Raw genomic sequence first — 26756 nt, 5'->3', positions numbered from 1 at the left:
ATGCAATGGCGCGCAGTGTACCAGCTTTACAGCCCAATCGCCTCTTTCAAACTCTTCAGGTAGCGACGGCTGACGGGCACCGTTTGCCCGGCACGCAGCACCAGCTCGGCCTGGCCGTTATCTTCCAGGCGGATCTCCTTCAGCTGCGCCATGTTCACCAGATACTGGCGATGGCAGCGGATCAGCGGCGTGCGGCTCTCCAGGGTGCGAAGCGTCAGCTCGGTAAAGCCTTCATTTCCCTCCGCGCTGGTGACATATACCCCGCTCAGGCGGCTGCTGACAAAGGCCACGTCATCCATCTGCAGAAGGTAGATTCGGCTGTGCCCGGTACAGGGAATAAACTTCAGCGGCTGCTGGTTTTCCGGCAGCAGCGTCATATCCTGCACGGTGCGCTCCTGGCGTAAACGGGTGAGCGTTTTATCCAGCCGCTTCTCTTCAATCGGTTTCAGCAGATAATCAAAGGCATGCTCTTCAAATGCCTTCACGGCGTATTCATCAAACGCTGTCAGAAAGACGATATAGGGGCGGTGCTCGGGATCAAGCATCCCGACCATCTCCAGCCCGCTGATGCGGGGCATCTGAATGTCGAGGAACAGCGCGTCCGGACGCAGTTTATGCACCGCGCCGATGGCCTCAATGGCGTTTGCACACTCACCCACCACCTCGATATCACTCTGCTCCTGCAATAGCACGCGCAGGTTTTCCCGTGCCAGCGGCTCGTCATCCACAATCAGCACTCTCAGCATGCGTTTTCCTCCAGCGGCAGTCGTAAGGTGATACGGGTAAATCGGTCGGGTTCGCAGGCGACGGTAATGCCACAGTCGTCACCGAAGTGCGCACGCAGGCGTTTATCCACCAGACTCATCCCTAACCCACCCGAGGCGGAAGGGACGTAGAGCCCGGCGTTATCTTCAATATCCAGCACCAGATGGTGGTTAAACTGGGTAGCAGAAATGGTGATCTCCCCGATGCCCAGCAGCTGCGATGTACCGTGTTTGATGGCATTTTCCACAATCGGCTGCAGGGTAAAGGCCGGAAGATGCTGGTACGCCAGCGCGTCCGGGACGGAGAGCGACACCTGCAGGCGAGACTGGAAGCGTGCCTGTTCAATCTGCAGGTACGCATTAACGTGTTCAATCTCGTCGGCCAGGGTCACGATTTCGGAAGGCCGTTTTAGGTTCTTGCGGAAAAAGGTCGACAGAAACTGCACCAGCTGCGCGGCCTGATCGCTGTCGCGGCGGATCACCGCCTTCAGCGTATTAAGCGCGTTAAACAGGAAATGCGGATTGACCTGGGCGTGCAGGAGCTTGATCTCAGACTGCGTCAGCAGCGCTTTCTGCCGTTCATACTGCCCCGCCAGAATTTGCGCGGACAGCAGCTGGGCAATCCCCTCCCCCAGCGTGCGGTTGATCGAGCTGAACAGGCGGTTTTTCGCTTCGTAGAGCTTAATCGTCCCCATCACCCGCTGATTTTCACCGCGTAGCGGGATCACCAGCGTCGAGCCAAGCTTGCACTGCGGATGGAGCGAACAGCGGTAGGGGATCTCATTCCCGTCCGCATACACCACTTCACCGGTTTCAATGGCGCGCAGGGTATAGGTTGATGAGATCGGTTTGCCCGGCAGATGGTGGTCGTCTCCGGCACCGGTAAACGCCAGCAGCTTTTCGCGGTCGGTAATGGCGACGGCACCGATATCCAGCTCCTTGTAGAGCACCTGCGCCACCTTCATGCTGTTCTCTTCGTTAAACCCCTGGCGCAGGATACCTTCGGTCGAGGCGGCGACCTTCAGCGCCGTGGCGGAAAACGCCGAGGTGTATTTCTCAAACATGGCGCGCTTGTCGAGCAGAATACGCATAAACAGCGCCGCGCCCACGGTATTGGTCACCATCATCGGAGCGGCAATATTGCTCACCAGGTGCAGCGCATCGTCAAACGGACGAGCTATGAGCAGAATGATCGCCATCTGCGCCATTTCGGCTACAAAGGTAATGGCACCGGCGGTGAGCGGGCTAAATACCTTATCCGGGCGGCCGCGTTTGATCATGTAGCTGTGGACGAGGCCACCCAGCAGTCCTTCGACGATCGTGGAGATCATACAGCTCAACGCCGTCATGCCGCCCATAGAATAGCGGTGCAGGCCGCCGGTAAGCCCAACAAGGCCGCCGACAACGGGACCGCCAAGCAGGCCGCCCATCACCGCACCGATGGCGCGCGTATTGGCAATGGAATCTTCGATATGAAGGCCAAAGTAGGTCCCCATAATGCAGAAAATGGAGAAGGTCACATAGCAAAGCAGCTTGTGCGGCAGACGGACGGTGACCTGCATCAGCGGAATGAACAGGCGCGTTTTACTCATCAGCCAGGCGATGACAAGAAACACGCACATCTGCTGAAGCAACAACAGCACCAGATTAAACTCGTACATACAAAAAAACCGCACATTCTAAAAACGCGTAACATACACTGATGCAGGTAAACTTTCTTTGAAGCGCGCCAAAAAAGCTGCAAATCGTGTCCGTCATCACAGCGTTTGCCGAACATCGCGCATGCTTCGCATTATTTGTTCAAAAAACAATCAACCCTTCCTGGTTCGGCAAAGTGGGTCTACAGTTAAGCTGGGGACGCGTAAGCCAGGGGGCGAATATGGCGCTTTACACAATAGGTGAAGTGGCACTCCTTTGTGATATCAATCCCGTTACCCTACGGGCGTGGCAGCGACGGTATGGATTACTTAAACCGCAGAGAACGGACGGTGGGCATCGTCTGTTCAACGAGGCCGATATCGACCGGATCCGCGAGATAAAAAGCTGGATCGACAACGGTGTGCAGGTCGGCAAAGTGAAATCCTTGCTTAGCCATGACGATCCGGACACCCAGCATCTCTGGCGTGAGCAACAGGAAGCCCTGCTGCGGCTCCTGCAGGCAGGTAACCTGCAGCGCCTGCGCGCGTGGATAAAAGATCAAGGGCGTGATTATCCCGCGCAAACGCTGATCACCCATCTTTTCATTCCGCTCCGTCGACGCCTCCAGTGCCAGCAGTCTACCCTGCAGGCGCTGCTCAGCATGCTCGACGGCGTACTGATCAACTATATTGCCGTATGCCTTGCCTCGGCGAAGAACAAGGCCGGAAAAGATGCGCTGGTGGTTGGCTGGAACGTGCACGACACCACGCGTCTGTGGCTGGAAGCCTGGATTGCCACCCAAAAAGGCTGGCGCGTGGATGTGCTCGCGCACTCGCTGGCCCAGCTACGGCCCGAGTTTTTTGACGGTCAGACCCTGCTGGTCTGGTGTGGCGAAGTGCCCTCCGCCTCGCAGCAACAGCTGCTGACGGAATGGCGCGAGAATGGTTACCCGGTTTATTCCCTGGGCCCGGATGAGCCATAACGGCATTTAATGGTTCATTAACAGCTGCGCTTCACCGTATAATTGTTCCGTTAACAACAGGAGCACATGATGAAGGCAACTAAACTGGCGGTAATTACCCTTTTTGTCCTGATGGCCGTAAGCGGTATCGGCGGCGTGATGCTGGCGGGTTACTCGTTTATCGTCCGTGGCGGTGTCGGCTGAGATACAGCGCCAGGCGCTCGAAAAGGCGATCGACCACAATCGCCGCCAGCGCAACCAGTAGCGCACCCTGAATAATGTAGGCCGTATTAAATCCGCTTAAGCCGATGATAATCGGCGTTCCCAGCGTGTTTGCCCCCACCGTCGAGGCGATAGTCGCCGTACCGATGTTGATAATCACCGACGTGCGGATCCCGGCGATAATGACCGGTGCCGCGAGCGGGAGCTCAACCTTGCGCAACCGCTGCCAGGCGCTCATGCCCATCCCTTCTGCTACGCTCAGCACCGATGCGGGCACCGCCGCAATACCGGCCAGGGTTCCCTGAAGTATCGGCAATACCCCGTATAAAATCAGCGCAATAATCGCCGGCTGCTGCCCAAAGCCAATAACCGGTACCGCAATCGCCAGTACCGCCACCGGCGGAAACGTCTGACCGATCGCCGCAATCGTCTCCACCAGCGGACGAAACTCGCGTCCCGATGGCCTTGTCACCGCGATCCCTGCCCCCACGCCGAGGACGATGGCAATGACGCTTGAGATCGTCACCAGCCAGGCGTGCGCCAGCGCAAGGTTAATAAAACTCTCCTGTTGATAGACCGGTCGCGGCAGGCCAGGAAAGAGCGAACTGAACAGCGCCGCGCTGTGCGGCATCAGAAAGAGCAGGCCGACGAAGAGCAGCGCCAGCCAGAGCAGCGGATCACGCATGACCTTCACGCGTCACCTCCCCGGCCAGCAGATCGCGAAAGTGCAGTGCACCACAGGTTGTTCCCTGGCTGTTGGTCACCGGCAGGATCTCACATTGTCTGGCGACGAAAGCAGACAGCGCATCCCGCAGGCTCATCTGCTCCTGTAACGGTTCACCGCTTAGCGGCGCATCCTGTCGGCGCATATAATCGCCAACGGTGCGCAAAGAGAGCAGCCTGACGCCCAGCTCGCTGCGGCCAAAAAATTCGCGCACAAAGTCGTTCTTCGGCTGGCTCAACAGCGCAAGCGGCGTGCCCTGCTGTACCACCTCACCGTGGTCCATCAGCACCAGATGGTCAGCCAGGCGCAGCGCCTCATCAATGTCGTGCGTCACAAGGATAATGGTGCGCCCCAGAATGCGGTGGATGCGGGTCATCTCCGCCTGCAGCGCGCCGCGTGTGACCGGATCCAGCGCGCCAAAAGGTTCATCCATCAGCAACACCTGCGGATTAGCCGCCAGCGCGCGCGCGACCCCAACCCGCTGCTGCTGTCCGCCGGAAAGCTGATGCGGGTAGCGGTCACGCAGTGTCGGCTCTAATCCCAGCAGGGCCATCAGCTCATCTACCCGCGCATGGGTTTTCGCCCGCGTCCATTTTTCCAGCTGCGGCACGGTGGCGATGTTCTGCGCCACGGTCCAGTGAGGGAACAGCCCGATAGACTGAATGGCATAGCCCATACGACGGCGCAACTCCAGCACCGGCAGGCTGCGGATCTCTTCCCCGGCAAAGCGAATCATCCCGCTGTCGTGCTCAACCAGCCGGTTGATCATCTTCAGGGTGGTAGATTTTCCCGACCCCGATGTGCCGATCAATACCGAAAATGCCCCCTCGGCAAAATGCAGATTCAGGTGGCTTGCCGCCGGACGACCGGCAAAGGTTTTACTGACATCATGAAATTCAATCATTGGCTCTTCTCCCGAGCAGCGCGAGCCACAGGGCAAATAACGCATCCAAAACAACCGCCAGCGCGATAGTGGGCACAACGCCCAATAAGACCAGGTCCAGCGCGCTGCTGAGCAGGCCCTGGAATACCAGGGCACCAAAACCGCCCGCGCCGATGAGCGCTGCAATCACCGCCATCCCCACGGTTTGCACCGTCACCACCCGCAGGCTGCGAATTAACAGCGGAAGCGCAAGGGGTAACTGTATTTTCCAGAAACACTGCCGCGCGCTCATCCCCATCGCATGGGCGCTTTCCAGCACGTCCGGCGCAACCTGGCTTAAGCCCGCCACCACACCGCGCACCAGCGGCAGCAGCGCATACAGCACCAGCGCAATCAGCGCGGGCGTGAGTCCGGTACCGGCAATGCCGATGTCCCCCAACGCGGGAAATGACCTCGCCAGACCGGCCAGCGGAGCAATGAGCAATCCAAACAGGGCCACTGAGGGTACCGTCTGAATGACGTTGAGAACGGTGAACACCCTCCCCTGTCGCGCCGGATGGCGATAGCACCAGATGCCCAGCGGGACGCCCAGAAGCAGCGCCGGGAAAAGCGTGCCAAAAAGGATCGTCAAATGTTGCGAGAGCGCATCATCAAACACCTCCTGACGATTAGCGTACTCTTTTAACAACGAGAGATTATTCAGCTCACCGCTAAAGAGGAGGACCAGGGGGACGAGCCAGATTTGCGCGTTCAGCAGCCAACGCCAGACGGGCACTGGCGTCAGGCGGCGAATGGCATCGCTACAGGCCAGCAGGCAGAGCGCCAACCATAGCCACAGACCGCTGCCGATGGACGTACGCGCCAGCGGGCTTTCCGCAGAGATCATGAACGTCGCCGACTGCCCTGCGCTCCAGAACAGCCCCAAAAAAAGGGCTTCACAGAGGAGCAGCGTCAGCCAGTGCGCGGCACGTCCTGACCAGAGCGACAGGACGACGGCCGCGCCCAGCGCCACCGTCAGCAGCGCGGGCGAAAACGACCAAATCTGCCAGAGTGTGCGCCCTTCACCCGACATCAACCGGTTAGGCGCAACGTTCACAAAAGGTAACGCGACCGCCGCGATGGCCACACAGGCCAACAGCAGCAGCACGCGGTTATGACATTGTATTGGCACAGCTTTATCCTGTTACTTCACAAGCCCTTGTTGTTTCAGGAAGTCGGCCGCCACTTTTTTGGCATCCAGTCCCTCAACGGCAATGCTGGCGTTCAGCTGCTGCAGCGTTTTTTCATCCAGTTTTTCAAAGACCGGTTTGAGCCATTCTGCAATATCCGGGTAGGCTTTCAGCACCGCTTCGCGCACTACCGGGGTCGGGGCGTAAATCGGCTGGACGCCTTTCGGGTCGGTCAGGGTTTGCAGGCCAAGGGCCGCAACCGGGCCGTCGGTGCCGTAGGCCATCGCGGCATTTACGCCGGAGGTTTGCTGCGCGGCGGCTTTGATGGTCACTGCCGTATCACCGCCTGCCAGAGAGAGCAGCTGGGCCTGATCAAGCTTGAAGTCGTAGGCTTTTTCGAACGCAGGCAGCGCGTCAGGACGTTCGATAAATTCAGCCGACGCGGCGAGTTTGAAATCGTTCTTCTCTTTCAGGTAGCGGCTGAGATCCGCGAGCGAGGTCAGCTTGCCCTTCTCCGCCACGTCCTTACGCACCGCGATGGTCCAGGTATTGTTCGCTGGCGCAGGCGTCAACCAGACCAGCTTGTTCTGGTCCGCGTCCAGTTTTTTGACTTTTTCATACCCGGCGCTGGCGTTTTTCCATGCCGGATCGTTCTCATCTTTGAAGAAAAATGCGCCGTTGCCGGTGTATTCCGGGTAGATATCCAGCTCGCCGGAGGTAATAGCACCGCGCACGACGGGCGTTGTACCGAGCTGAACTTTGTTGACCGTTTTGACGCCGTGGCTCTCAAGCACCTGCAAAATAATATTGCCGAGCAGCGCCCCTTCGGTATCAATCTTTGATCCCACTTTGACAGGCTCAGCTGCCTGAAGCGGCAGGCTAAGCGCGGCCAGTAACACCGCAGAGCCTAACATCCCCTTTTTAATCGTCATTCCGCTGTCCTCATTTTTTTATCGCCTTTTTCAGAGGCTTGAGAGAAAAGCGTAGCTTAAAACGGCGTGTTTAACCGTCAAAATGCCTTTTTAGCATAAGGTAAGACGCATCCCCCGTGGGGGGGGATGCGAAGGAAGGGAAGATTACTGCAGTTCGAACTCGCCTTTATTCACGCGGGCGGAGTCCACGCCGATGAATACGTTAAACTTGCCCGGTTCCGCGTCATATTTCATCTGCTGGTTCCAGAACTTGAGCGCATCGACGTCGATCGGGAAGCTGATGGTTTTGGTTTCCCCCGGCTTCAGGTTGACCTTTTCAAAGCCGCGCAGCTGCTTCACGGGACGGCTCATCGACGCGGTGACGTCCTGCACGTACATCTGGATCACCGTTGCCCCTTCGCGCTTGCCGGTGTTGGTCACGTCCACGCTGGCGGTGACCTTGCCGTCACGCTTCATCGTTGGCGCTGACATTTTCACGTCAGAGACCGTAAAGGTTGTGTAGCTCAGACCGTAACCAAACGGATACAGCGGGCCGTTGGCTTCGTCGAAGTAGCGGGAGGTGTACTTGTTCGGCTTGTCGGCGTTATACGGACGACCGGTGTTCAGGTGGCTGTAGTACACCGGGATCTGCCCGACGGAGCGCGGGAAGGACATCGGCAGCTTGCCCGACGGGTTGTAATCGCCAAACAGCACGTCGGCGATGGCGTTACCGCCCTCAGTACCGGCGAACCAGGTTTCCAGAATGGCGTCAGCCTGCTGGTCTTCTTTCACCAGCGCCAGCGGACGACCGTTCATCAGCACCAGCACCAGCGGTTTGCCGGTCGCCTTCAGGGCGGCGATCAGGTCGCGCTGGCTTTGCGGAATGGTGATATCGGTACGGCTGGAGGCCTCGTGCGCCATCCCCTGCGCTTCGCCCACCACCGCAACAACGACGTCAGACTGCTTCGCGGCGTTCACCGCCTCGTCAATCATCTCCTTCGGCGTGCGCGGATCCACCTTCACCGCTTCCTCGTACTGGTTGAGGAAGGTAACGATGTCTTTGTCGTCAGTGACGTTTGCGCCTTTGGCGTAGACCACCTTGGCGTTATCACCCACGGCACTCTTGATACCGGTCAGCACGGTCACCGACTGGTCAGCCACGCCAGCGGCAGACCAGCTGCCCATCACGTCGCGCTTGCTGTCGGCCAGCGGGCCCACCACGGCAATGGTGCCGGATTTTTTCAGCGGCAGCGTGTCGAGGCGGTTTTTCAGCAGCACCAGGCTTTCGCGCGCCACTTCACGCGCCTCTTTGCGATGCAGACGGCTTTCGGCATTGGTATCTGCCGGGTCAGAATCTTTCGGACCCAGATGGCTGTACGGATCGTTAAACAGCCCCATGTCGTATTTCACGTTCAGCACGTGGCGGGTGGCGTCGTCCAGCTCCGCCATCGTCACCTTGCCGCTCTTCACCAGCCCCGGCAGGTATTTGCTGTAGTACTCGTCGCTCATGCTCATGTTGATGCCGGACTTGAGCGCGACGCGCACCGCGTCTTCCGGATCGGACGCCGTGCCGTGTTTAATCAGCTCTTTGATTGCGCCGTGGTCAGAAACGGTAATGCCCTTGAAGCCCCACTGGTCACGCAGCACGTCTTTCAGCAGCCAGGAATCGGAGGTCGCTGGCGTGCCGTTCAGCGAGTTCAGCGCCACCATTACCGCGCCGCTCCCCGCATCCAGCCCTGCCTTGTACGGCGGCATGTAGTCGTTGAACAGGCGCTGCGGGCTCATGTCGACGGTGTTGTACTCTTTGCCGCCTTCAACCGCGCCGTAGGCCGCAAAATGCTTCACGCTGGTCATCACCGAGTAGCGGTCCGCCGGGCTTTTGCCCTGCATCGCTTCCACCATGGTTTTACCCATTGTGGCCGTTAGATATGTATCTTCACCGAAGCCCTCCGACGCGCGGCCCCAGCGCGGATCGCGGGAGACGTCGACCATCGGCGCCCAGGTCATGTTCAGGCCGTCGTCCGCCGCTTCATACGCCGACACGCGCCCGACGGTTTTCACCGCGTCGAGGTTAAAGGAGGAGGCTAACCCGAGGCTAATCGGGAAGACGGTACGCTGGCCGTGCAGCACGTCGTAGGCAAAGAAGAGAGGGATCTTCAGGCGGCTGAGCTCCATCACCTGATCCTGCATTTTACGGATATCCTGACGGGTAACGGTGTTAAAAATCGCCCCCACCTGGCTCTCTTTAATCATCTCACGGATGGCCTCTTTCGGGTTATCCGGGCCGACGCTGATAAGACGCAGCTGACCGATTTTCTCATCAACCGTCATCTTTTTGAGCAATTCCGTGACAAACGCGTCGCGGGCTTCAGGCGTGAGCGGGTGATTACCAAATAAATCCTCTGCGAGCGCAGGTTGCAGCGCCAGGCTGACGGCGACACCTACAGAACATAGCCATTTCATGTCGTTATACTCTCTCATCAATAACCGCCGGACGATCTCGGCCATACCGTGCGAAAAGCGCAGTGTGCCACAAACCCATTGAACCTTGCAGGGTTATTCTCTGATTTTTCTCGTGAATACTCGACCGCTTAACAGTTAATCGCGCTATGCTTTACAGCGAGAAATTTGCCCCACCACAAGGAGTGGAAGATGTCTTCTGTTCGAACTGACGATAACAATACTTTTATTAACGAACTGTCGCGCCTGGTTGGTCACTCTCACCTGCTTACTGACCCGGCTAAAACCGCCCGCTATCGCAAGGGTTTCCGTTCCGGCCAGGGCGACGCGCTGGCGGTGGTCTTCCCCGGCACGCTGCTTGAGCTGTGGCGCGTGCTGAGCGCCTGCGTCGCCGCCGACAAGATTATTTTAATGCAGGCCGCCAATACCGGCCTGACCGAAGGCTCCACGCCGAACGGCAATGATTACGATCGTGACATCGTGATTATCAGCACCCTGCGCCTCGACAAACTTCACCTGCTGGACAAAGGTGAACAGGTGCTGGCCTTCCCCGGCACCACGCTCTACACGCTGGAAAAAGCGCTTAAGCCACTGGGACGCGAGCCGCACTCGGTGATCGGCTCCTCCTGTATTGGCGCGTCGGTGATCGGCGGGATCTGCAATAACTCCGGCGGCTCGCTGGTGCAGCGCGGCCCGGCGTATACCGAGATGTCGCTGTATGCCCGCATCGACGAAAACGGCAAGCTAACGCTGGTGAACCATCTGGGTATCGATCTCGGCGTGACGCCGGAGCAGATCCTGAGCAAGCTTGACGATGACCGCGTGAAGGACGAAGACGTTCAGCACGACGGCCGCCACGCGCACGATCATGATTACGTCACCCGCGTGCGGGATATCGACGCCGACACCCCGGCGCGCTATAACGCTGACCCGGACCGTCTGTTTGAATCCTCCGGCTGCGCGGGCAAGCTCGCCGTTTTTGCCGTACGCCTTGATACCTTCCCGGCAGAGAAGAAGCAGCAGGTGTTTTACATCGGCACCAATCAGCCCGAGGTGTTGACCGAAATCCGTCGTCATATTCTGGGGGAGTTTACCCATCTGCCGGTGGCGGGCGAATATATGCACCGGGATATTTACGACATCGCCGAGCGCTACGGCAAAGACACCTTCCTGATGATCGACAAGCTCGGCACCGACAAAATGCCGTTCTTCTTCACCATGAAGGGCCGCACCGACGCGATGCTCGAGAAAGTGTCGCTGTTCAAACCGCACTTCACCGACCGCTTTATGCAGAAGCTGGGCAAGGTTTTTCCGGCGCACTTACCGGAGCGCATGAAAACCTGGCGCGATAAGTATGAGCACCACCTGCTGCTGAAGATGGCCGGAGACGGGATTACCGAGGCGCAAAGCTGGCTGACCGAGTTCTTCAAGACGGCTGAGGGTGATTTCTTTGCCTGCACGCCGGAAGAAGGCAGCAAAGCGTTCCTGCATCGTTTCGCCGCGGCGGGTGCCGCCATCCGCTATCAGGCGGTGCATTCCGACGAGGTGGAAGATATTCTGGCGCTGGATATCGCCCTGCGACGCAACGATACCGAGTGGTTTGAGCACCTGCCGCCGGAGATCGACAGCAAGCTGGTGCACAAGCTCTATTACGGCCACTTTATGTGCTACGTCTTCCATCAGGATTACATCGTTAAAAAAGGCGTCGACGCGCACGCGCTGAAAGAGCAGATGCTCGCCCTTCTGCGTGAACGTGGCGCACAATATCCTGCAGAACACAACGTTGGGCATCTTTATAAGGCCCCTGACGCACTTAAGCAGTTTTATCGCGAGAATGACCCTACAAACAGCATGAATCCCGGCATTGGTAAGACAACGCGGAAGAAATACTGGAAAGAAGAGGCAGATGCGGAGCAGCCCATAACGCAAGCATCTGATTAATTCATACAGCCATATTTGAGAGATTGTTAAGCCCTCCTTAATCGTACTAGAGTAGCGATCTGTCGCCGGAGAGACGTTTCTCCGGCATTCTACGATAAGGAGCGGGCACATCATGTCGGCTGTAGATATTTTATCCGAAACCGAACTGGAGGTGCGTGATGCCCTGCCAGATGATGCGCATGCCATCTCGGCCATCTATGCATGGCATGTACTCCATGGTCGCGCATCCTTCGAAGAAGTTCCCCCCACCGTAGACGAAATGCGTAAGCGTATGAAAAACGTCACCGACAGCGGTTTGCCGTGGCTGGTCGCGCTGTACCGCGGTATCGTCGTCGGCTATTGCTATGCCACTCCGTATCGTCCCCGACAGGCTTATCGCTATACGCTGGAGGAATCAATCTACGTGGATGCCAGCACCACGGGCCGTGGATTTGGCTCGACGTTGCTGAGCGCGCTGATCGCACGCTGCGAGCAGGGCCCGTGGCGGCAGATGATTGCCGTTGTGGGTGACGGGAATAACAACTCGGGCTCGCTGCGCTTACATAAAAAGCACGGTTTTGATGTCGTGGGTCAATTGCGAAGCGTTGGGTATAAAAAAGGCGACTGGCGGGATACGTTGATAATGCAGCGCCCGCTCAACGACGGTGACTGGACGCTGCCGGAATAAAAGCAAAACGGTAACCTGGGTTACCGTTTTTAGTGTTCACTCCCTCTCCCTGTGGGAGAGGGTCGGGGTGAGGGCATCAGCGCGCAGAGGCGCATCAGTCGTTCTGCGCCGTCGCCATCTGTTCCGCTTTCTGCTTTTTATACGTCAGCGCCGCGGCCGGAACCGGCTGCACTTTCCCGGTCTCAATCCACGTCCGCAGGCGGCTGGCATCCGCGAAGTGGGTATATTTGCCGAAGGCATCCATCACCACCAGCGCAACCGGCTTGCCGTTAAACACGGTGCGCATCACCAGGCAGTGGCCTGCCGCATTGGTAAACCCGGTTTTGGTTAACTGGATATTCCAGTTCTCGCGATACACCAGATGGTTAGTGTTGCGGAACGGCAGCGTGTAGGACGGGTTAGAGAACGTCGCCATGTCCTCACGCGTGGTGCTGAGCTGGCCGAGCAGCGGGTACTGCTTGCTGGCAATCAGCATCTTCGTCAGGTCACGCGCCGTTGAGACGTTATGAATCGACAGCCCGGTCGGCTCCACATAGCGGGTGTTGGTCATCCCCAGCGATTTGGCTTTGGCATTCATCGCGCGAATAAACGCATCATAGCCGCCCGGATAATGGTGCGCCAGGCTGGCTGCCGCGCGGTTTTCGGAGGACATCAGCGCCAGCAGCAGCATATCCTTACGGCTGATTTCACTGTTCAGACGCACGCGGGAGTAGACGCCTTTCATTTCCGGCGTGTGGCTGATATCGACCTTCAGTTTTTCATCCAGCGGCAGTCGTGCATCAAGCACCACCATCGCGGTCATTAATTTGGTAATAGAGGCGATCGGACGCACCAGATCCGGGTGGCTGGCATAGATCACTTTGTTGGTGTTGAGATCGACGATCATCGCGCTGCCGGAGGCAATCTGCGGTTGTGCCGCGGCGGAGGTTGCCGCTGGCGTTTTGGCGATGGCTGGCGCGGCAGCGGACGCACCCAGCAGCAGCGCCAGGCTCAGTAATGAAACTCGGAATTTCAGCATGGTGAGACTTCTGATAATTATTCACGCACGTAATGACGTACACCGCCGGCGTCAACGGATAAACGCAGGCTGGCATCGGCATCATAGCCGTCACAGTGCGTTGTCGCCAGCGGAGAATCGTGAACAGATGCTGCATTGCTGGCATTTACGCCAGCAATGCAGTGAGCTTAAAAGAGACGGTATCCATAACCCCACAGAATAACCGTCAGAGCCAGTAACGCTTCCAGGACCAGCACTCCGATGGCAAGCGTGGAGCTGGAGAAGCTTAGGCCCTCTTCTTTATTGATATTCAGGAAGGTTGGCACCCCTACATACAGCAGATAACCGGTGTAAAAGAGGGCAACAGTACCGATCAGCGCGCACAGCCAGACCAGTGGATAGAGCGCAACGATACCGCTTAAGAACAGCGGGGTCGCGACGTATCCGGCAAAGACCATACAGTGGGCCAGCGACGGACGCTGCGGGTAGTTTCGCGCCATCCAGTGAATAACGCGCCCCATTACCGCCACACCCGCCAGCATCAGGCCGTAAAAGATGACGGCAAGATACAGCCCGGTAAACCAGGAGAGCTGAACCACGGTGCCATCACCAAAGTTCCAGCCGATTTGCGTTGTGCCTATAAACGCACAGATTACCGGCACCGCTGCCATCAGCAGCACATGGTGCGTGTAATGATGCGCGACCGTTTCGTTCTCGCTTCTGATCACGTGCATTTCACGATCGGGATGGGAGAAGAGTCCCCAGACATGGTTCATAGCGCCCCCTTGTTGTCGGCCCGTCAGCGATACTCTAAGTATAATGCAGGCTTTAGATTATTTTATGTACAGCTGGAAAATTCCGTTGATTGCCGCACGGTTGATTCTGGGGGTATATGATTAATGCAGGCACGAACAGGGAGATAACTCAGACGTAATGGATATCAACGGACTTATTGAACAATATGGATATGCCGCGCTGGTCATCGGTAGCGTGGCAGAAGGCGAAACCATCACGCTGCTAGGCGGCGTTGCGGCGCATCAGGGATTGCTGAAATTCCCGCTGGTCGTCGCCGCGGTCGCCCTGGGCGGGATGATTGGCGATCAGCTGCTCTACTTTTTGGGGCTGCGCTTCGGGCCGACGCTGCTTAAGCGTTTCGCAAAGCATCAAAAGAAAATCCGCCGCGCTCAGCGCCTCATTCAGCGTCATCCCTATCTGTTCGTCATTGGCACCCGCTTTATGTACGGCTTTCGCATTATCGGGCCGATTCTGATCGGTGCCAGCCGTCTACCGCCCAAAATATTTCTGCCGCTCAATATTGTCGGCGCGATTGCCTGGGCGCTGATCTTCACCACGCTTGGCTACGTGGGCGGAGAGGTGATCGGACCGTGGCTGCATAATCTCGACCAGCACCTCAAGCACTGGGCGTGGCTGATTATGGTGGTTGTGGCGGTGATTGGAGTCAGGCTGTGGATGCGGTACAGGGAGAAGAGGCGGGATGAGGAGTAGCTGCGGCCTGATGCCCTCACCCTAACCCTCTCCCCCGGGGAGAGGGAATAAGGTATCTACCCCTCCGGCTTAAACTGCGGATTCGCCAGCATAAATCCGCCGTCAACGATAAAGGATTGCCCCGTCGTGTAGCTGGCGTCGCTGTCGCACAGCCACGCCACCAGGCTGGCGATCTCTTTGGTATGCCCCGGCCTTGCCAGCGGGATTTCCGGCATTGAGCCTTCCTTCACTTCGCTATCATCCATGTCATTCATCGGCGTGGCAATCGCACCGGGCGCAACGGCGTTCACCAGGATCTTGTGCTTAACCAGCTCCAGCGCCATGGATTTGGTTAAGCCACCCAGCGCATGTTTTGCCGCGGTATAGGCGCTGGCGTCAGGCAGCGGCGTGTGCTCATGCACCGAGGTGATGTTCACAATCCGCCCCCCTTCCCCCTGCTTCACCATCTGCCGCGCGGCAATCTGCGAACAGAGAAACGCGCCGTCCACGTCAACGGTGAAAATGTTCCGCCAGTCGTCAAACGGCATCTCAAGGAATGGCGCTTTCGTCATCGCCCCGGCATTGTTGACCAGTACATCAAGCCGACCGAAACGCGCAATCAGCGTATCAATGGCCTTTGCACCGTCCGGCAACGTGCTCAGATCAAGCTGGATAGCCTCTGCACGTTGCCCCCTCGCCTCAACCTCGCGACAGGTTTCCCGCGCGCCGCTTTCATCGGAATGCCATGTGACACCGACATCAAAGCCTCGCTCTGCAAGCATCAGCGCGGTGGTTTTACCGATACCGGAATCCGATGCCGTCACAATTGCTACTCGGGTCATACTCACCTCCTGAAAATGTGCAAAGAGGTAAGTATAGATAATTACCCTTTTTAGCCGTGATGATAGCCACCGCCCAGCGCGGACGTCAGCTGTAGCGTGGCATCCACGAACTGCCCTTTCAGGGTTAGCGTAGCGATATGTTCCTTGAGTGCCGGAATTTTGGCCTCGCTGACGCGGGAACCGGCAATAATCCCGGCGCTAAAGCGCGCCTGTGCCAGTGCCACCACGCGCGCAGCATCTTTCTCGACCTGCTGCTGTTGCTGGTTTTTGACGGTCAGGGTTTCAACTTCACTGGCCGTGCGCGCGACCTGGTTAACGGCATCAACCACCGCTTTGTTGTAGTTTGCCACCGAAAGGTTGTTCTGCGCCTGAGCGATATCCAGATTCGCATTCAGCCTGCCGCTGTCGAAGATCGGCAGCGTCAGCCCCGCGGTGACGCCCATTTGCTGGGCGGAGGAACGGAACAGATCGCTCAGATGCAGGGCATCCTGCTGCAGGAATGCCATCAGGTTCACGTCGGGATAGAAGGCGGCTTTGGCGGCATCCACTTCGCTCAGGGAAGCTTCAATGTACCAGTGCGCCTCCTGCAGATCCGGGCGGCGAGCCAGCAGCTCGTATCCCAGCGTGGCGGGCAACGCCGCTTCCGCTGTCGGTAAAGCATGACGAGTCAGCTTCAATGAGGAGGTATTGGTCAGGGCCTGCAGACGTGCCTCAACGGCTTTCATTTTGCCTTTTACCCCGGCAAGCTGCTCTTCGGTTTTGCTTGCATTGATATCGGTTTCGACACCTTCTACCGAGGAGGTGATCCCGTGCTGATACAGCTCGCGGTCGGCACCGATGATATTTTCCTGCTCGTGTTTAATCTGCGCGAGAACCTCCCCCACCGCGGCCTGGGTCTGCCACTCCCAGTAAAGCCGCGCCACGCTGCTGGCCAACAGCTGACGCGTCTGCTCCATCTCGGCTTTCTGAGCGTTGACCTTGCCGATACGGGCTTCAACCTGCGCGCGGTTTTTGCCCCACAAGTCGAGATCCCAGCCCGCTGTCAGGCCAAATGTTCCGTTGGTGTACCACGGCCCCGTCGTACCCGCGGCCGGATCGGTAATGGCGAAGGGTCCCATTAACCCTTCCGCAGACATTTTTTGCCGTTCCGCATCGGCTGAAAAATCAATCTGTGGGCCGTCTGCCGCCATGGTGGCCTTCGCCTGCGCTTCCGCGAGCGTAATACGCTGTCGGGCAATTTGCATATCCGGCGCATCATTTAGCGCCTTCGCAATCAGCGAATTAAGCTGCGGATCGTTATAGTCTTTCCACCACTCGTTTTTCGGCCAGCTGGTTCGACTGAGCCGTGTATTTACCGACGCCGCAGCGGCTTGCGTTTTAATCGGCGACACGCTGGCATGTTCCGGCGCGCAGGCTGCCAGCATTAAAACAAGAGGAGCACTCAGAGATAAAATAAAAGAACGTTTCATGACGCCATAACTCAAAAAATGAAAGGCGCAAATTACGCTTGATGCCGTTCTGTTTTTTAGTAACGCGTGTCAATCCGCAAATTGTCATACATTTTCATATTCGGCAATTTATTCCCAACCACAATGAATAAATTCAACGTATTCATGCCAATTATGAATTGGCTGCTACACTTATTCATTGTCATACACGGGCAGGAGAAGGGAATGAAAATATTACTGTGGGTTATTTTAATTATATTTTTGATAGGGCTGTTAGTGGTTACCGGCGTATTCAAAATGATTTTCTGATTTATTTGCCCGGCACTGCGCCGGGCGACGTTATTCCTGTCAGGCTTTCAGCGATGCCCCCTTCGTGGCAATCACCTCTTTATACCAGTAAAAACTCTTTTTGCGGCTGCGGGCCAGGGTGCCTTTACCGCTGTCGTCGCGATCTACGTAAATAAAGCCGTAGCGTTTGGACAGTTCCGCTTTGGACGCGCTCACCAGATCGATCGGCCCCCAGCTGGTGTACCCCATCACCTCAACGCCGTCGTCAATGGCCTCACGCACCTGCACCAGGTGGTCGTTGAGGTAGCTGATGCGGTAGTCGTCCTGCACCACGCCGTCGGCGTCCGGTTTGTCCTTCGCGCCAAGGCCGTTTTCCACAATAAACAAGGGCTTCTGATAGCGATCCCAGAGCACGTTTAGCAGCGTGCGCAAGCCCACCGGGTCAATCTGCCAGCCCCACTCGGAGCTTGCCAGATGCGGGTTTGGTACCATGCTCAGGATGTTGCCCCGCGCCTGCTGGTTCAACTCTTCATCGGTTGTCACGCAGCCAGTCATGTAATAGCTGAACGAGATAAAATCGACGGTGGATTTCAGCGCCTCACGGTCGGCGTCGGTGATATCAATCTGGATGCCGCTGTCGCGGAAGAAGCGCAGCATATAGCCCGGGTACGCCCCGCGGCACTGCACGTCGCCAAAGAACTGCCAGGCGCGGTTCTCCTGCAGCGCTTCCAGCACGTCTTCCGGCCTGCATGTCAGCGGGTACATCAGGCCGCCCAGCAGCATGTTGCCAATTTTTGCATCCGGGATAATCTCGTGGCAGGCTTTCACCGCCAGCGCGCTGGCCACCAGCTGATGGTGGATCGCCTGATACACCTCCCCTTTGCTGCTGGTTTCCGGCAGCCCCACGCCGGTCATCGGCGCATGCAGGGACATATTGATTTCGTTGAAGGTCAGCCACAGCTTCACCTTCTCCCCGTAGCGCGCGAACAGGGTGCGGGCGTAGCGCTCAAAGAAGGTAATCGTCTGACGGTTGCCCCAGCCGCCGTACTGCTTCACCAGCCCCCACGGCATCTCATAGTGCGACAGCGTGACCAGCGGGGTGATGTCGTGCGCGGCCAGCTCGTCAAACAGCCGGTCGTAAAACGACAGACCCGCTTCGTTTGGCGCCTGCTCGTCGCCGTTCGGGAAGATACGCGTCCAGGCAATGGAGACGCGCAGGCAGCTAAAGCCCATTTCGGCAAAGAGTTTGATGTCTTCCGGGTAGCGGTGATAGAAATCGATGGCGACATCCTTGATGCCGCTGTCGCCCGCCACGCGCTCCACCACCGGGCCAAACACCCCCTGCGGCTGGACGTCAGACGTTGACAGCCCTTTGCCATCCTCCCGCCAGGCGCCTTCTACCTGGTTCGCGGCAACCGCGCCGCCCCATAAAAACTCATCCGGGAAAGTCTTCATCACGTTCTCCTGTTATTGATGGCTTACGCTGAGCAGCGGTGCACCGGCATTAACGGACGTTGCCGCCACGGTCGCCACCTCGCGATACTCGTCGCTGTTACTGATAATGATCGGCGTCGCCAGGTCGTATCCGGCGTCGATAATCGCCTGACGATCAAACTCCAGCAGCAGGTCGCCCGGCTGCACCCTGTCGCCCACCTTCACGTGGGCGGTAAACGGTTTACCATCGAGCTTCACGGTGTCGATCCCGACGTGGATTAACACTTCAATGCCGCTGTCGCTGAGCAGGCCGATGGCGTGTTTGGTCTGGAAAAGAGAGGCAACAACGCCCGCAAACGGGGCAACCACCCTGTTGTCGGAGGGGATGATGGCGGCACCGCTGCCCAGCAGGCCGCTGGCAAAGGTGGTATCGGGCACCTGATCGAGCGCCAGCACGGTACCGGTCATCGGTGCCAGCACATCGTTTTCACCCGCTGGCGCAACCTCCTCGGGCGCTGGGCGTGCAGGCATGCCCGCCACCAGCGTCAGGACGCAGCTCAGCACCAGCGCCACCACGGTGCCGATAATGCCGCCCCACAGCGTGGCATCTACCCCACCCGGCGGGATCATCTGGGCGATGGTAAAGACGTTGGCAAAGCCGAAGGAGTACACGTGGGTGTCGCTGAAGCCGACAATCGCGCCGCCGATTGCCCCCGCCACGCAGCCGAAAATAAAGGGTCTGCGCAGCGGCAGGTTAACGCCATAGACTGCCGGCTCGGTGATGCCGAAAATCCCCGCCGTCACGGACGACCCGGCCAGCATTTTCTGACGCGCATCGCGGGTGCGCAGGAAGATCCCCAGCGCCGCACCCACCTGACCGAATACCGCGGGCAGCAGCATCGGCAGCATGGAATCATGCCCCAGCACCGCCAGGTTGTTGATCATCAGCGGCACCAGCCCCCAGTGCAGGCCGAAGATGACGCAGACCTGCCACAGCGCGCCCATCGCCGCGCCCGCCAGCCACGGTGCCAGGACGTAAATCCACTGGTAGCCGTTGGCCAGCAGCTGGCTGAGCCAGGTTGCCAGCGGGCCAATCACCAGGAAGGTCAGCGGCACGGTCACGCCTAAGCAGATCAGCGGCGCGAAGAAGTTTTTCATTGAGGATGGCAGCAGCCTGGTGCTCTGTTTTTCCAGCCAGCAGCTGACCCACGCGGCAAGAATGATGGGGATCACCGACGAGCTGTAGTTGAACCAGGTCACGGGGATGCCGAGAAACGCTTCGGAAACCGCCCCCGGCTGCTGGCTGGCGTTAAACGCCGCAATCATCATCGGGTGGGTGAGCGCCCCGCCGATCACCATGGTAATAAAGGGGTTGCCGCCGAATTTCTTGCCCGCGGTATAGCCCAGCACCAGCGGGAAGAAGAAGAACAGCGCGTCGCTGGCCGCGAACCAGATTTTATAGGTGCCGCTTTCAGGGGTGAGCCAGCCGCAGACCACCGCCAGCGCCAGCAGCCCTTTCAGAATACCGGAGGCCGCCAGAATGCCGATAAACGGGGTGAAAATCCCGGAGACGATGTCGATCAGGCGGCCCAGCAGGTTGCCCTTGTCGCCCTTCTCTTCCACGGCTGGCGCATCGTCAGCGAGCCCGGCCTCTTTGCGCACCGCCTGCCAGACGTCATGCACGTGGTTGCCAATCACCACCTGGAACTGGCCGCCGCTTTCGACCACCATAATCACGCCCGGATTTTTCTTCAGCCCTTCGGCATCCGCTTTCTGGTTATCTTTCAGTTTAAAGCGAAGCCGGGTCGCGCAGTGGACAAGGCTAACAATGTTCTCTTTTCCGCCAACGTGGCCGAGAATATCCGCCGCTAAAGCCTGGTATTCCATCTCGATTTCCTTACATCCGATGCCCGCAGGCACCTGTTGACTGAGTATAAAAATAAAAAAAACCCGAGAACGTCCTCCTTTCGAAGGCCGCGCTCAGGTTTTGCCTGCGTTATGCAGTAACAATCCAGATTTGAGGCTTAACGCCCCTCTTTTCTCACCCGTTCAATATGAATGGCGAGGAACATAATTTCTTCGGTCGTCAGCTCGCGCTGATAGCTTTTGTTCAGGTGCTGCGCGATTTTCTCGGCGCATTTCCACGCTTTCGCGTAGTTGTCCTTTACCGCGGTATGCAGCGAGACATCGTCATCGTCCACCACGGTGCGGGTGAGCATCCGCTGGGCAAAAAACTTCAGATGCGTGACAAAACGCTGATAGCTGAGCGACTCTTCGTCGTACTCCAGCTGCAGCTGATACTTCACCAGCTGCAGGATCTCCTGCATCACCCTTGTCACATGCATCACTTCCGGCATTTCGCTGTTCAGCTGCGCGGTGACCAGATGCAGCGCGATAAACCCCGCTTCGTCCTCAGCCAGCTCGACGTTCAGGCGTTTGGCGATAATGGCCCTCGCCTCCTGCCCCAGCTCAAACTCCTTCGGATAGAGGCGCTTGATGTCCCACAGCAGCACGTTTTTGATCGCCAGCCCTTTCTTCTGGCGCTCAATCGCGAAGTAGCAGTGATCGGTCAGGGTGATATACAAACTTTCCTGCAATTTCCCCAGCCGCTGCGCCGCCAGCCCAATGATGCGGTCGCAGGTGGTCATCACCTCCAGCGGGATCTGGCTCAGCAGCTCACCGAGACGCTGCACCAGCTCATCGCTTTGTAACGCAAACACCTTTTCAATCAGCGCGGTATCCAACGCTTCACCGACGCGCTTCTGAAAGGCCAGCCCGCGGCCCATCACCACCTGTTCACGCCCGCGCTCATCCTGAACAACCACCACGTTATTATTGAGTATCTTGGCGATTTTCATCGGAACCCCAGAAACAAAAAAACCTGACCTCCGGCAGAAGCCAGAAAATCAGGTTTTGCCTGCCGAAGCAGTAACAATCCAGTTCTGGCACTCTATCAGTTTCATTCGTAGCCTCAATGCATCACGGGTAAAAAACGTGACGCAGATCGACATTGCTAGAACGTCACGACGGTTTTCAGCTCCGTCACCCAGGCATCCTGCGTCCGGGATACGCCGCCCGGATGGTGCCAGTACTGAATGCCCGGCTGCAGCTCCAGCCACGGCACCGGACGGAAGCGATAGTAAAACTCACCGTTCAGGGAGTGGCCCGGCACCGGGTGATACGCCGGATCGTTATAGTCCGACACGCCGCTCAGGCTGTTCATATAGCGCTGGTTGCGGGCGTACTGGCTGCTCATATCAATCCAGGTCAGCCCGAAGCCAATCCAGTCTTGCGGGCGCGCGTCAAACAGCCCGCGGTAGCGCAGCGAGGCGGCATACACCTGATGCATATAGTTGGTGCGCTGATCCGCAAGGCTCATGCTGACCGAGGTGCTCAACCCGCGATTCGGATCGTCCCTGTGCTGCGTGATCTGCTGGTTAAGCCCGGCGTACATGAACCACGTGCGGCTATGCTTCTCATAACCGTCCGGATCGCTCGCCCCAGCCCCGCCGGATTTTCCGCGGTAGAGATCGGTTTGCGGCGCGTTGGTAAACACCACGCCGAGGTTATAGGCACCCGGCATACCGTTAACCCGCGGACGCGCTTCGATTTCGACCGGGAGCAAGACCCCTTTGCTGCCCTTCGTCGACCAGCTCCACGCGTGGCTGCGGCTGGAGGCGTCCGGGTTTTGCTCCATCACGCCGCCCTTTAAGGTGACGGCTGGCGTGAGCTTATACTCCAGCGTGGTGCCCCAGGTGTGAACGTTCCAGTTGTTCCAGGTCAGCGAGTTGGCCGATTTCCCGCCGCACTGGGAGAGCAGCTGAAAGTCGCACGGGATGATCTGGTCGAAAGTCTGCACCTTGTTCATCATGCCGATACGCCAGGTGAGGCGTCGGTCGTCAAAGCTGCGGGCAAACGTCAGCCAGCCCAGACGGGTAATGGATTGCCCGCCCCAGCTCTCCTGGGTCAAATCGTTGAAGTTCACGCGCGGATCCTGCACGCGTTTGGTGGTGAGATCGTCATTGTGGTTGCGGTTGACGATGTTCCCCTCGATACGCGCATCCGGGATGCCCGTCCAGCGCTCCAGATCCTGGTTGAAGGTCAGCGCAAACTGGTCAATATAGGCCACGTGGGAGTCGTGGTTATAGCCACCGCCGCCGTTCCAGCCAATTTCATTCAGGTATCCGAGGTTATAGGTAAAACCGTTATCGTTAAGGATTTTACGTATGCCGAGCATTTCGCCCAGAACAGGCTCCGGCGGGGCTTCAAATCCTAATACCGTTCCATTCCACTCCTGCGCCATTGTTAAAGGCGATATCATCAATAAAGCGAGGGCATAGAGATTATTTTTATTTGTCATATTAGCAACCTGTAGCTGAGTATTGAGTGCGTAACCGTGCGCAGGAAATTTTTCTATTTCCTGTCGATAATTCATTTTTTAAAATCAGTAAAAAGCGCTAAGCCAAATGTCTCTCCTGCATGAATGACAGGCAAAAAAAAACCTAAGCGCTCCACAGCGGTTATTGCTGTGAAACGCTTAGGTTTTGCCTGTTAACCAGTAACAATCCTGCGTTGAAAACAGTGGCACCTTAACACCGTCGCGCCACCTTGAAAACCTGCATCGTTTTATATTTTAAAAAAGTGTGAGCAAATTAACGCTTATTATTTTGACTGGATCACGCGCGCAATATCCGCAGAGGTCTGCAGCGTACGGATCTCCTGAAATAGACCTAACGCTTCGCTATATTCTTTGCGCAAATAACTGAGCCACTGCTTAATACGCGCAACATGATACAAACCGGTGTCGCCCTGCTTTTCCAGACGGCTGTATTTTTGCAGCAGCGTGACCACGTCTGCCCACGGCATACGCGGTTCATTATATTTCACCACCCGGCTGAGGTTCGGCACGTTCAGCGCGCCGCGGCCGATCATCACCGCATCACAGCCCGTCTCCTTCATGCAGGCCTGCGCGCTCGCGTGGTCCCAGATTTCGCCGTTGGCGATAACCGGAATGCTGAGGCGTTTGCGGATCTCGCCGATTGCCTGCCAGTTAATGCGATCTGCTTTGTAGCCGTCCTCTTTAGTACGCCCGTGTACCACCAGCTCGGTGGCACCGGCCTGCTGCACCGCATCGGCAATTTCAAACTGGCGCGCGTCGCTGTCCCAGCCCAGGCGCACTTTGACCGTCACCGGCAGATGCGACGGCACGGCCTCACGCATCGCCTTCGCGCCGCGATAAATGAGTTCAGGATCTTTAAGCAACGTCGCCCCGCCCCCGCTGCCGTTAACCATCTTCGACGGACAGCCGCAGTTGAGATCGACGCCGTAAGAGCCCAGCTCAACCGCACGGGCGGCGTTCTCCGCCAGCCATTCAGGGTACTGCCCCAGCAGCTGAATACGCACCAGCGTACCGGAGGTCGTCCGGCTCTGGTTGTGCAGCTCGGGGCACAGGCGGTAGAAGGATTTTACCGGCAACAGCATATCGACCACGCGCAAAAACTCCGTCACGCAGAGATCGTAATCGTTCACCTCGGTCAGAAGCTCGCGCACGAGGGAGTCGAGCACGCCTTCCATAGGGGCCAGTAAAACACGCATAGCAGTACCTGTGAAAAAAGACGCGCTATAGTATCTGCTCTGTATGGTTGAGGAAAGCACGGCGTTCCATTCTGGAATGTCTGGTATGCTCAAAATTCATGATGTGATCCGTGGCACATTTCTGGGTTTAATTGTATGATGAATGCGTTTCATCAAGGACTTTCACCATGAGCAAATCACTGAATACAATCTGGCAGTATCTGCGCGCATTCGTCCTGATTTACGCCTGCCTGTACGCCGGGATTTTCATCGCCTCGCTGCTGCCAATCGTCATTCCCGGCAGCATTATCGGGATGCTGATCCTGTTTGTGCTGCTGGCTTTACAGGTGCTGCCCGCGAAGTGGGTCAATCCTGGCTGCTTCGTTCTTATCCGCTACATGGCGCTGCTTTTCGTGCCCATCGGCGTAGGCGTTATGCAATATTACGACGTGCTCAAAGCCCAGTTCGGCCCGATTGTCGTCTCCTGTGCGGTCAGTACGCTGGTGGTGTTCCTGGTGGTGAGCTGGAGTTCGCACATCGTGCATGGCGAACGTAAAGTGGTCGGGGAGAAAACAAAAAAATGATGGCCAATATCTGGTGGTCGCTGCCGTTAACCCTGGCGGTGTTCTTCGCTGCACGTAAGCTTGCCGTACGCTTCAAAATGCCGTTGCTCAACCCGCTGCTGGTGGCGATGGTGGTGATTATTCCGTTCCTGCTGCTTACCGGCATTCCTTACGAACGCTACTTCGCCGGGAGCAAAATCTTAAACGATCTGCTGCAGCCTGCCGTCGTCGCGCTGGCGTTTCCTTTATATGAACAGCTGCACCAGATCCGCGCCCGCTGGAAGTCCATCATCACCATCTGCTTTATCGGTAGCCTGGTGGCGATGATCACCGGCACCTCGGTGGCCCTGTTAATGGGGGCCTCTCCGCAGATTGCCGCCTCTATTCTGCCGAAGTCCGTCACCACACCGATTGCGATGGCCGTGGGCGGCAGCATCGGCGGCATTCCGGCCATCAGTGCGATGTGCGTGATTTTCGTCGGGATCCTGGGCGCGGTGTTTGGCCATACCCTGCTGAATCTGATGAAGATCCGCACCAAAGCTGCACGCGGTCTGGCGATGGGGACTGCGTCTCACGCCCTGGGCACCGCGCGCTGCGCCGAAGTGGACTATCAGGAAGGGGCGTTTAGCTCGCTGGCGCTGGTGATCTGCGGGATTATCACCTCCCTGATTGCCCCCTTTGTGTTCCCGATTATTCTGGCGGTGATGGGCTAAAATTTGCGATGCGTCGCGCAATTTTCATTTTGTTTTCATAAGTTGCACACATAATGAGAAGTGGATCACATATAAAGCCCCAGCGGCTCCGTACACTACCGATCCATCAACCTTTATGAGGCAAACGCCATGCACCCACGTTTTCAAGCTGCTTTCGCCCAGCTTGCAGAGAATTTGCAATCAGCCCTGGCTCCGGTTCTGGCGGATACGCATTTCCCCGCCCTGCTGACGGCGGAGCAGGTCACGAGGCTGAAACAGGCAACGGGACTGGATGAAGACGCGCTGGCTTTCGCACTGCTGCCCCTGGCTGCTGCCTGCGCGCGTGCCGACCTTTCCCACTTCAACGTCGGTGCCATTGCACGCGGCGTAAGCGGAACCTGGTACTTCGGTGGCAACATGGAGTTCCTCGGTGCGACCATGCAGCAGACCGTTCACGCCGAGCAAAGCGCCATCAGCCACGCCTGGCTGCGCGGTGAAAAAGCGTTGAGCGCCATCACGGTTAACTACACCCCCTGCGGTCACTGCCGTCAGTTTATGAACGAGCTGAACAGCGGGCTGCAGCTGCGCATCAACCTGCCGGGCCGCGTGCCGCATACGCTGGGGGATTACCTGCCGGACGCCTTCGGTCCGAAAGATCTCGAGATTAAAACGCTGCTGATGGACGAGCAGGACCACGGTTTCGCCCTGTCCGGCGATGACCTGAGCCAGGCGGCGATTACCGCCGCCAACAAGAGCCACACGCCGTACAGCAAGTCCCCGAGCGGCGTGGCGCTGCAGTGCCGCGATGGGCGTATCTTTACCGGCAGCTATGCGGAAAACGCCGCGTTCAACCCGACGCTGCCTCCGCTGCAGGGCGCACTTAACCTGCTGAGCCTGAACGGCTATGACTATCCGGACATTCAGCGCGCCATTCTGGCTGAAATTGCCGATGCGTCGCTGATTCAGTGGGACGCCACCGCCGCGACGCTGAAAGCGCTGGGCTGCACCACAATCGACCGCGTGCTGCTTGCCTGAACCTTCCGGCGGGCAGTTATGCCCGCCAGTTTGCTGAAAAAGCCCTCAGTTGATTCAC

24 protein-coding genes and 1 pseudogene are annotated in these 26756 nt (G+C 57.7%); 9 read left to right on the top strand and 16 right to left on the bottom strand.

The window, feature by feature from the left end; all coding sequences use genetic code 11:
- Positions 1-26 precede the first annotated feature (26 nt).
- A complete protein-coding gene (btsR, locus tag KK102_RS10315; protein WP_216357512.1) occupies positions 27-746 on the bottom strand; it encodes a two-component system response regulator BtsR in 720 nt (239 codons plus the stop codon).
- Positions 740-2425, bottom strand: coding sequence for a sensor histidine kinase (locus tag KK102_RS10310; protein WP_126544442.1), 1686 nt, complete (start codon positions 2423-2425; stop codon positions 740-742). Before KK102_RS10310 ends, btsR begins: the two co-directional genes overlap by 7 nt.
- A gap of 218 nt (positions 2426-2643) precedes the next feature.
- On the opposite strand from KK102_RS10310, the gene mlrA reads away from it, so the two are divergent.
- Positions 2644-3384: an HTH-type transcriptional regulator MlrA gene (gene mlrA, locus KK102_RS10305; RefSeq protein WP_010433616.1), complete on the top strand. Its 741-nt coding sequence runs from the start codon at positions 2644-2646 to the stop codon at positions 3382-3384.
- Positions 3385-3453: 69 nt separating this feature from the next.
- Complete coding sequence (locus tag KK102_RS10300) at positions 3454-3567, top strand: protein YohO (RefSeq protein ID WP_010433613.1); 114 nt, start codon at positions 3454-3456, stop codon at positions 3565-3567.
- On the opposite strand, the gene KK102_RS10295 is transcribed toward KK102_RS10300, so the two are convergent.
- The 5 genes from KK102_RS10295 to bglX form a co-directional block, all read right to left on the bottom strand.
- Positions 3542-4279: an ABC transporter permease gene (locus tag KK102_RS10295; protein ID WP_010433609.1), complete on the bottom strand. Its 738-nt coding sequence runs from the start codon at positions 4277-4279 to the stop codon at positions 3542-3544. The two genes, KK102_RS10300 and KK102_RS10295, sit on opposite strands and share 26 nt — an antisense overlap.
- On the bottom strand, positions 4263-5213 hold the full coding sequence (locus tag KK102_RS10290; protein ID WP_216357511.1) for an ABC transporter ATP-binding protein: 951 nt from the start codon (positions 5211-5213) through the stop codon (positions 4263-4265). Before KK102_RS10290 ends, KK102_RS10295 begins: the two co-directional genes overlap by 17 nt.
- Positions 5206-6363, bottom strand: coding sequence for an ABC transporter permease (locus KK102_RS10285; protein WP_216357510.1), 1158 nt, complete (start codon positions 6361-6363; stop codon positions 5206-5208). The genes KK102_RS10290 and KK102_RS10285 overlap by 8 nt, the downstream gene beginning before the upstream one ends.
- A 12-nt stretch (positions 6364-6375) precedes the next feature.
- Positions 6376-7293: a glycine betaine ABC transporter substrate-binding protein OsmF gene (gene osmF, locus KK102_RS10280; protein WP_216357509.1), complete on the bottom strand. Its 918-nt coding sequence runs from the start codon at positions 7291-7293 to the stop codon at positions 6376-6378.
- Between the two features lie 144 nt (positions 7294-7437).
- On the bottom strand, positions 7438-9735 hold the full coding sequence (bglX, locus tag KK102_RS10275; RefSeq protein WP_216357508.1) for a beta-glucosidase BglX: 2298 nt from the start codon (positions 9733-9735) through the stop codon (positions 7438-7440).
- A 189-nt stretch (positions 9736-9924) separates the two neighbouring features.
- On the opposite strand from bglX, the gene dld reads away from it, so the two are divergent.
- Both dld and KK102_RS10265 read left to right on the top strand, forming a co-directional pair.
- The gene (gene dld / locus KK102_RS10270; RefSeq protein ID WP_126544437.1) at positions 9925-11673 is read left to right on the top strand and encodes a D-lactate dehydrogenase; all 1749 of its coding nucleotides are present in this window, start codon (positions 9925-9927) and stop codon (positions 11671-11673) included.
- 112 nt (positions 11674-11785) lie between these two features.
- Positions 11786-12340, top strand: a complete 555-nt coding sequence (locus tag KK102_RS10265) for a GNAT family N-acetyltransferase (RefSeq protein WP_216357507.1) — start codon at positions 11786-11788, stop codon at positions 12338-12340.
- 94 nt (positions 12341-12434) lie between these two features.
- Here KK102_RS10265 and pbpG read toward each other — a convergent pair whose 3' ends face one another.
- A complete protein-coding gene (pbpG, locus tag KK102_RS10260; RefSeq protein ID WP_216357506.1) occupies positions 12435-13358 on the bottom strand; it encodes a D-alanyl-D-alanine endopeptidase in 924 nt (307 codons plus the stop codon).
- 167 nt (positions 13359-13525) lie between these two features.
- Positions 13526-14113: a Yip1 family protein gene (locus tag KK102_RS10255; RefSeq protein ID WP_010433589.1), complete on the bottom strand. Its 588-nt coding sequence runs from the start codon at positions 14111-14113 to the stop codon at positions 13526-13528.
- Positions 14114-14270: 157 nt separating this feature from the next.
- Between KK102_RS10255 and KK102_RS10250 the strand changes: the two genes are divergently transcribed.
- Positions 14271-14843 (top strand): DedA family protein, encoded by a 573-nt coding sequence (locus tag KK102_RS10250; RefSeq protein ID WP_126544435.1) that lies wholly within the window; start codon positions 14271-14273, stop codon positions 14841-14843.
- Between the two features lie 56 nt (positions 14844-14899).
- Here the strand turns inward: KK102_RS10250 and KK102_RS10245 are convergent, their stop codons facing one another.
- Complete coding sequence (locus tag KK102_RS10245) at positions 14900-15664, bottom strand: SDR family oxidoreductase (protein WP_089597971.1); 765 nt, start codon at positions 15662-15664, stop codon at positions 14900-14902.
- Positions 15665-15714: 50 nt separating this feature from the next.
- Positions 15715-17133, bottom strand: a complete 1419-nt coding sequence (gene mdtQ / locus KK102_RS10240) for a multidrug resistance outer membrane protein MdtQ (RefSeq protein WP_126544434.1) — start codon at positions 17131-17133, stop codon at positions 15715-15717.
- A gap of 204 nt (positions 17134-17337) precedes the next feature.
- Between mdtQ and yohP the strand changes: the two genes are divergently transcribed.
- Positions 17338-17421, top strand: a complete 84-nt coding sequence (yohP, locus tag KK102_RS22445; RefSeq protein ID WP_015572324.1) for a small membrane protein YohP — start codon at positions 17338-17340, stop codon at positions 17419-17421.
- Positions 17422-17460: 39 nt separating this feature from the next.
- On the opposite strand, the gene KK102_RS10235 is transcribed toward yohP, so the two are convergent.
- The 5 genes and pseudogenes from KK102_RS10235 to dusC form a co-directional block, all read right to left on the bottom strand.
- On the bottom strand, positions 17461-18855 hold the full coding sequence (locus tag KK102_RS10235; RefSeq protein ID WP_216357505.1) for a glycoside hydrolase family 1 protein: 1395 nt from the start codon (positions 18853-18855) through the stop codon (positions 17461-17463).
- Between the two features lie 12 nt (positions 18856-18867).
- A pseudogene (gene bglF, locus KK102_RS10230) lies at positions 18868-20834 on the bottom strand (PTS beta-glucoside transporter subunit IIABC).
- A gap of 24 nt (positions 20835-20858) precedes the next feature.
- The gene (gene bglG, locus KK102_RS10225) at positions 20859-21692 is read right to left on the bottom strand and encodes a transcriptional antiterminator BglG (protein WP_042715959.1); all 834 of its coding nucleotides are present in this window, start codon (positions 21690-21692) and stop codon (positions 20859-20861) included.
- Between the two features lie 155 nt (positions 21693-21847).
- A complete protein-coding gene (locus KK102_RS10220) occupies positions 21848-23155 on the bottom strand; it encodes a carbohydrate porin (RefSeq protein WP_420842093.1) in 1308 nt (435 codons plus the stop codon).
- A 341-nt stretch (positions 23156-23496) separates the two neighbouring features.
- Positions 23497-24429, bottom strand: coding sequence for a tRNA dihydrouridine(16) synthase DusC (gene dusC, locus KK102_RS10215; protein WP_216357502.1), 933 nt, complete (start codon positions 24427-24429; stop codon positions 23497-23499).
- A 167-nt stretch (positions 24430-24596) separates the two neighbouring features.
- On the opposite strand from dusC, the gene KK102_RS10210 reads away from it, so the two are divergent.
- From KK102_RS10210 to cdd, 3 genes are all read left to right on the top strand, one after another.
- A complete protein-coding gene (locus KK102_RS10210) occupies positions 24597-24992 on the top strand; it encodes a CidA/LrgA family protein (protein ID WP_042715956.1) in 396 nt (131 codons plus the stop codon).
- Positions 24989-25684, top strand: a complete 696-nt coding sequence (locus KK102_RS10205; RefSeq protein ID WP_042715955.1) for a CidB/LrgB family autolysis modulator — start codon at positions 24989-24991, stop codon at positions 25682-25684. Before KK102_RS10210 ends, KK102_RS10205 begins: the two co-directional genes overlap by 4 nt.
- A 129-nt stretch (positions 25685-25813) precedes the next feature.
- On the top strand, positions 25814-26698 hold the full coding sequence (gene cdd, locus KK102_RS10200; RefSeq protein ID WP_216357501.1) for a cytidine deaminase: 885 nt from the start codon (positions 25814-25816) through the stop codon (positions 26696-26698).
- Positions 26699-26756 lie beyond the last annotated feature (58 nt).

The sequence above is a fragment of the Enterobacter quasimori genome, assembly GCF_018597345.1.
Lineage (GTDB): Bacteria > Pseudomonadota > Gammaproteobacteria > Enterobacterales > Enterobacteriaceae > Enterobacter > Enterobacter mori.
Note: the sequence above shows the minus strand (reverse complement) of the source record. Positions and strands in the feature narration are given on the sequence as shown.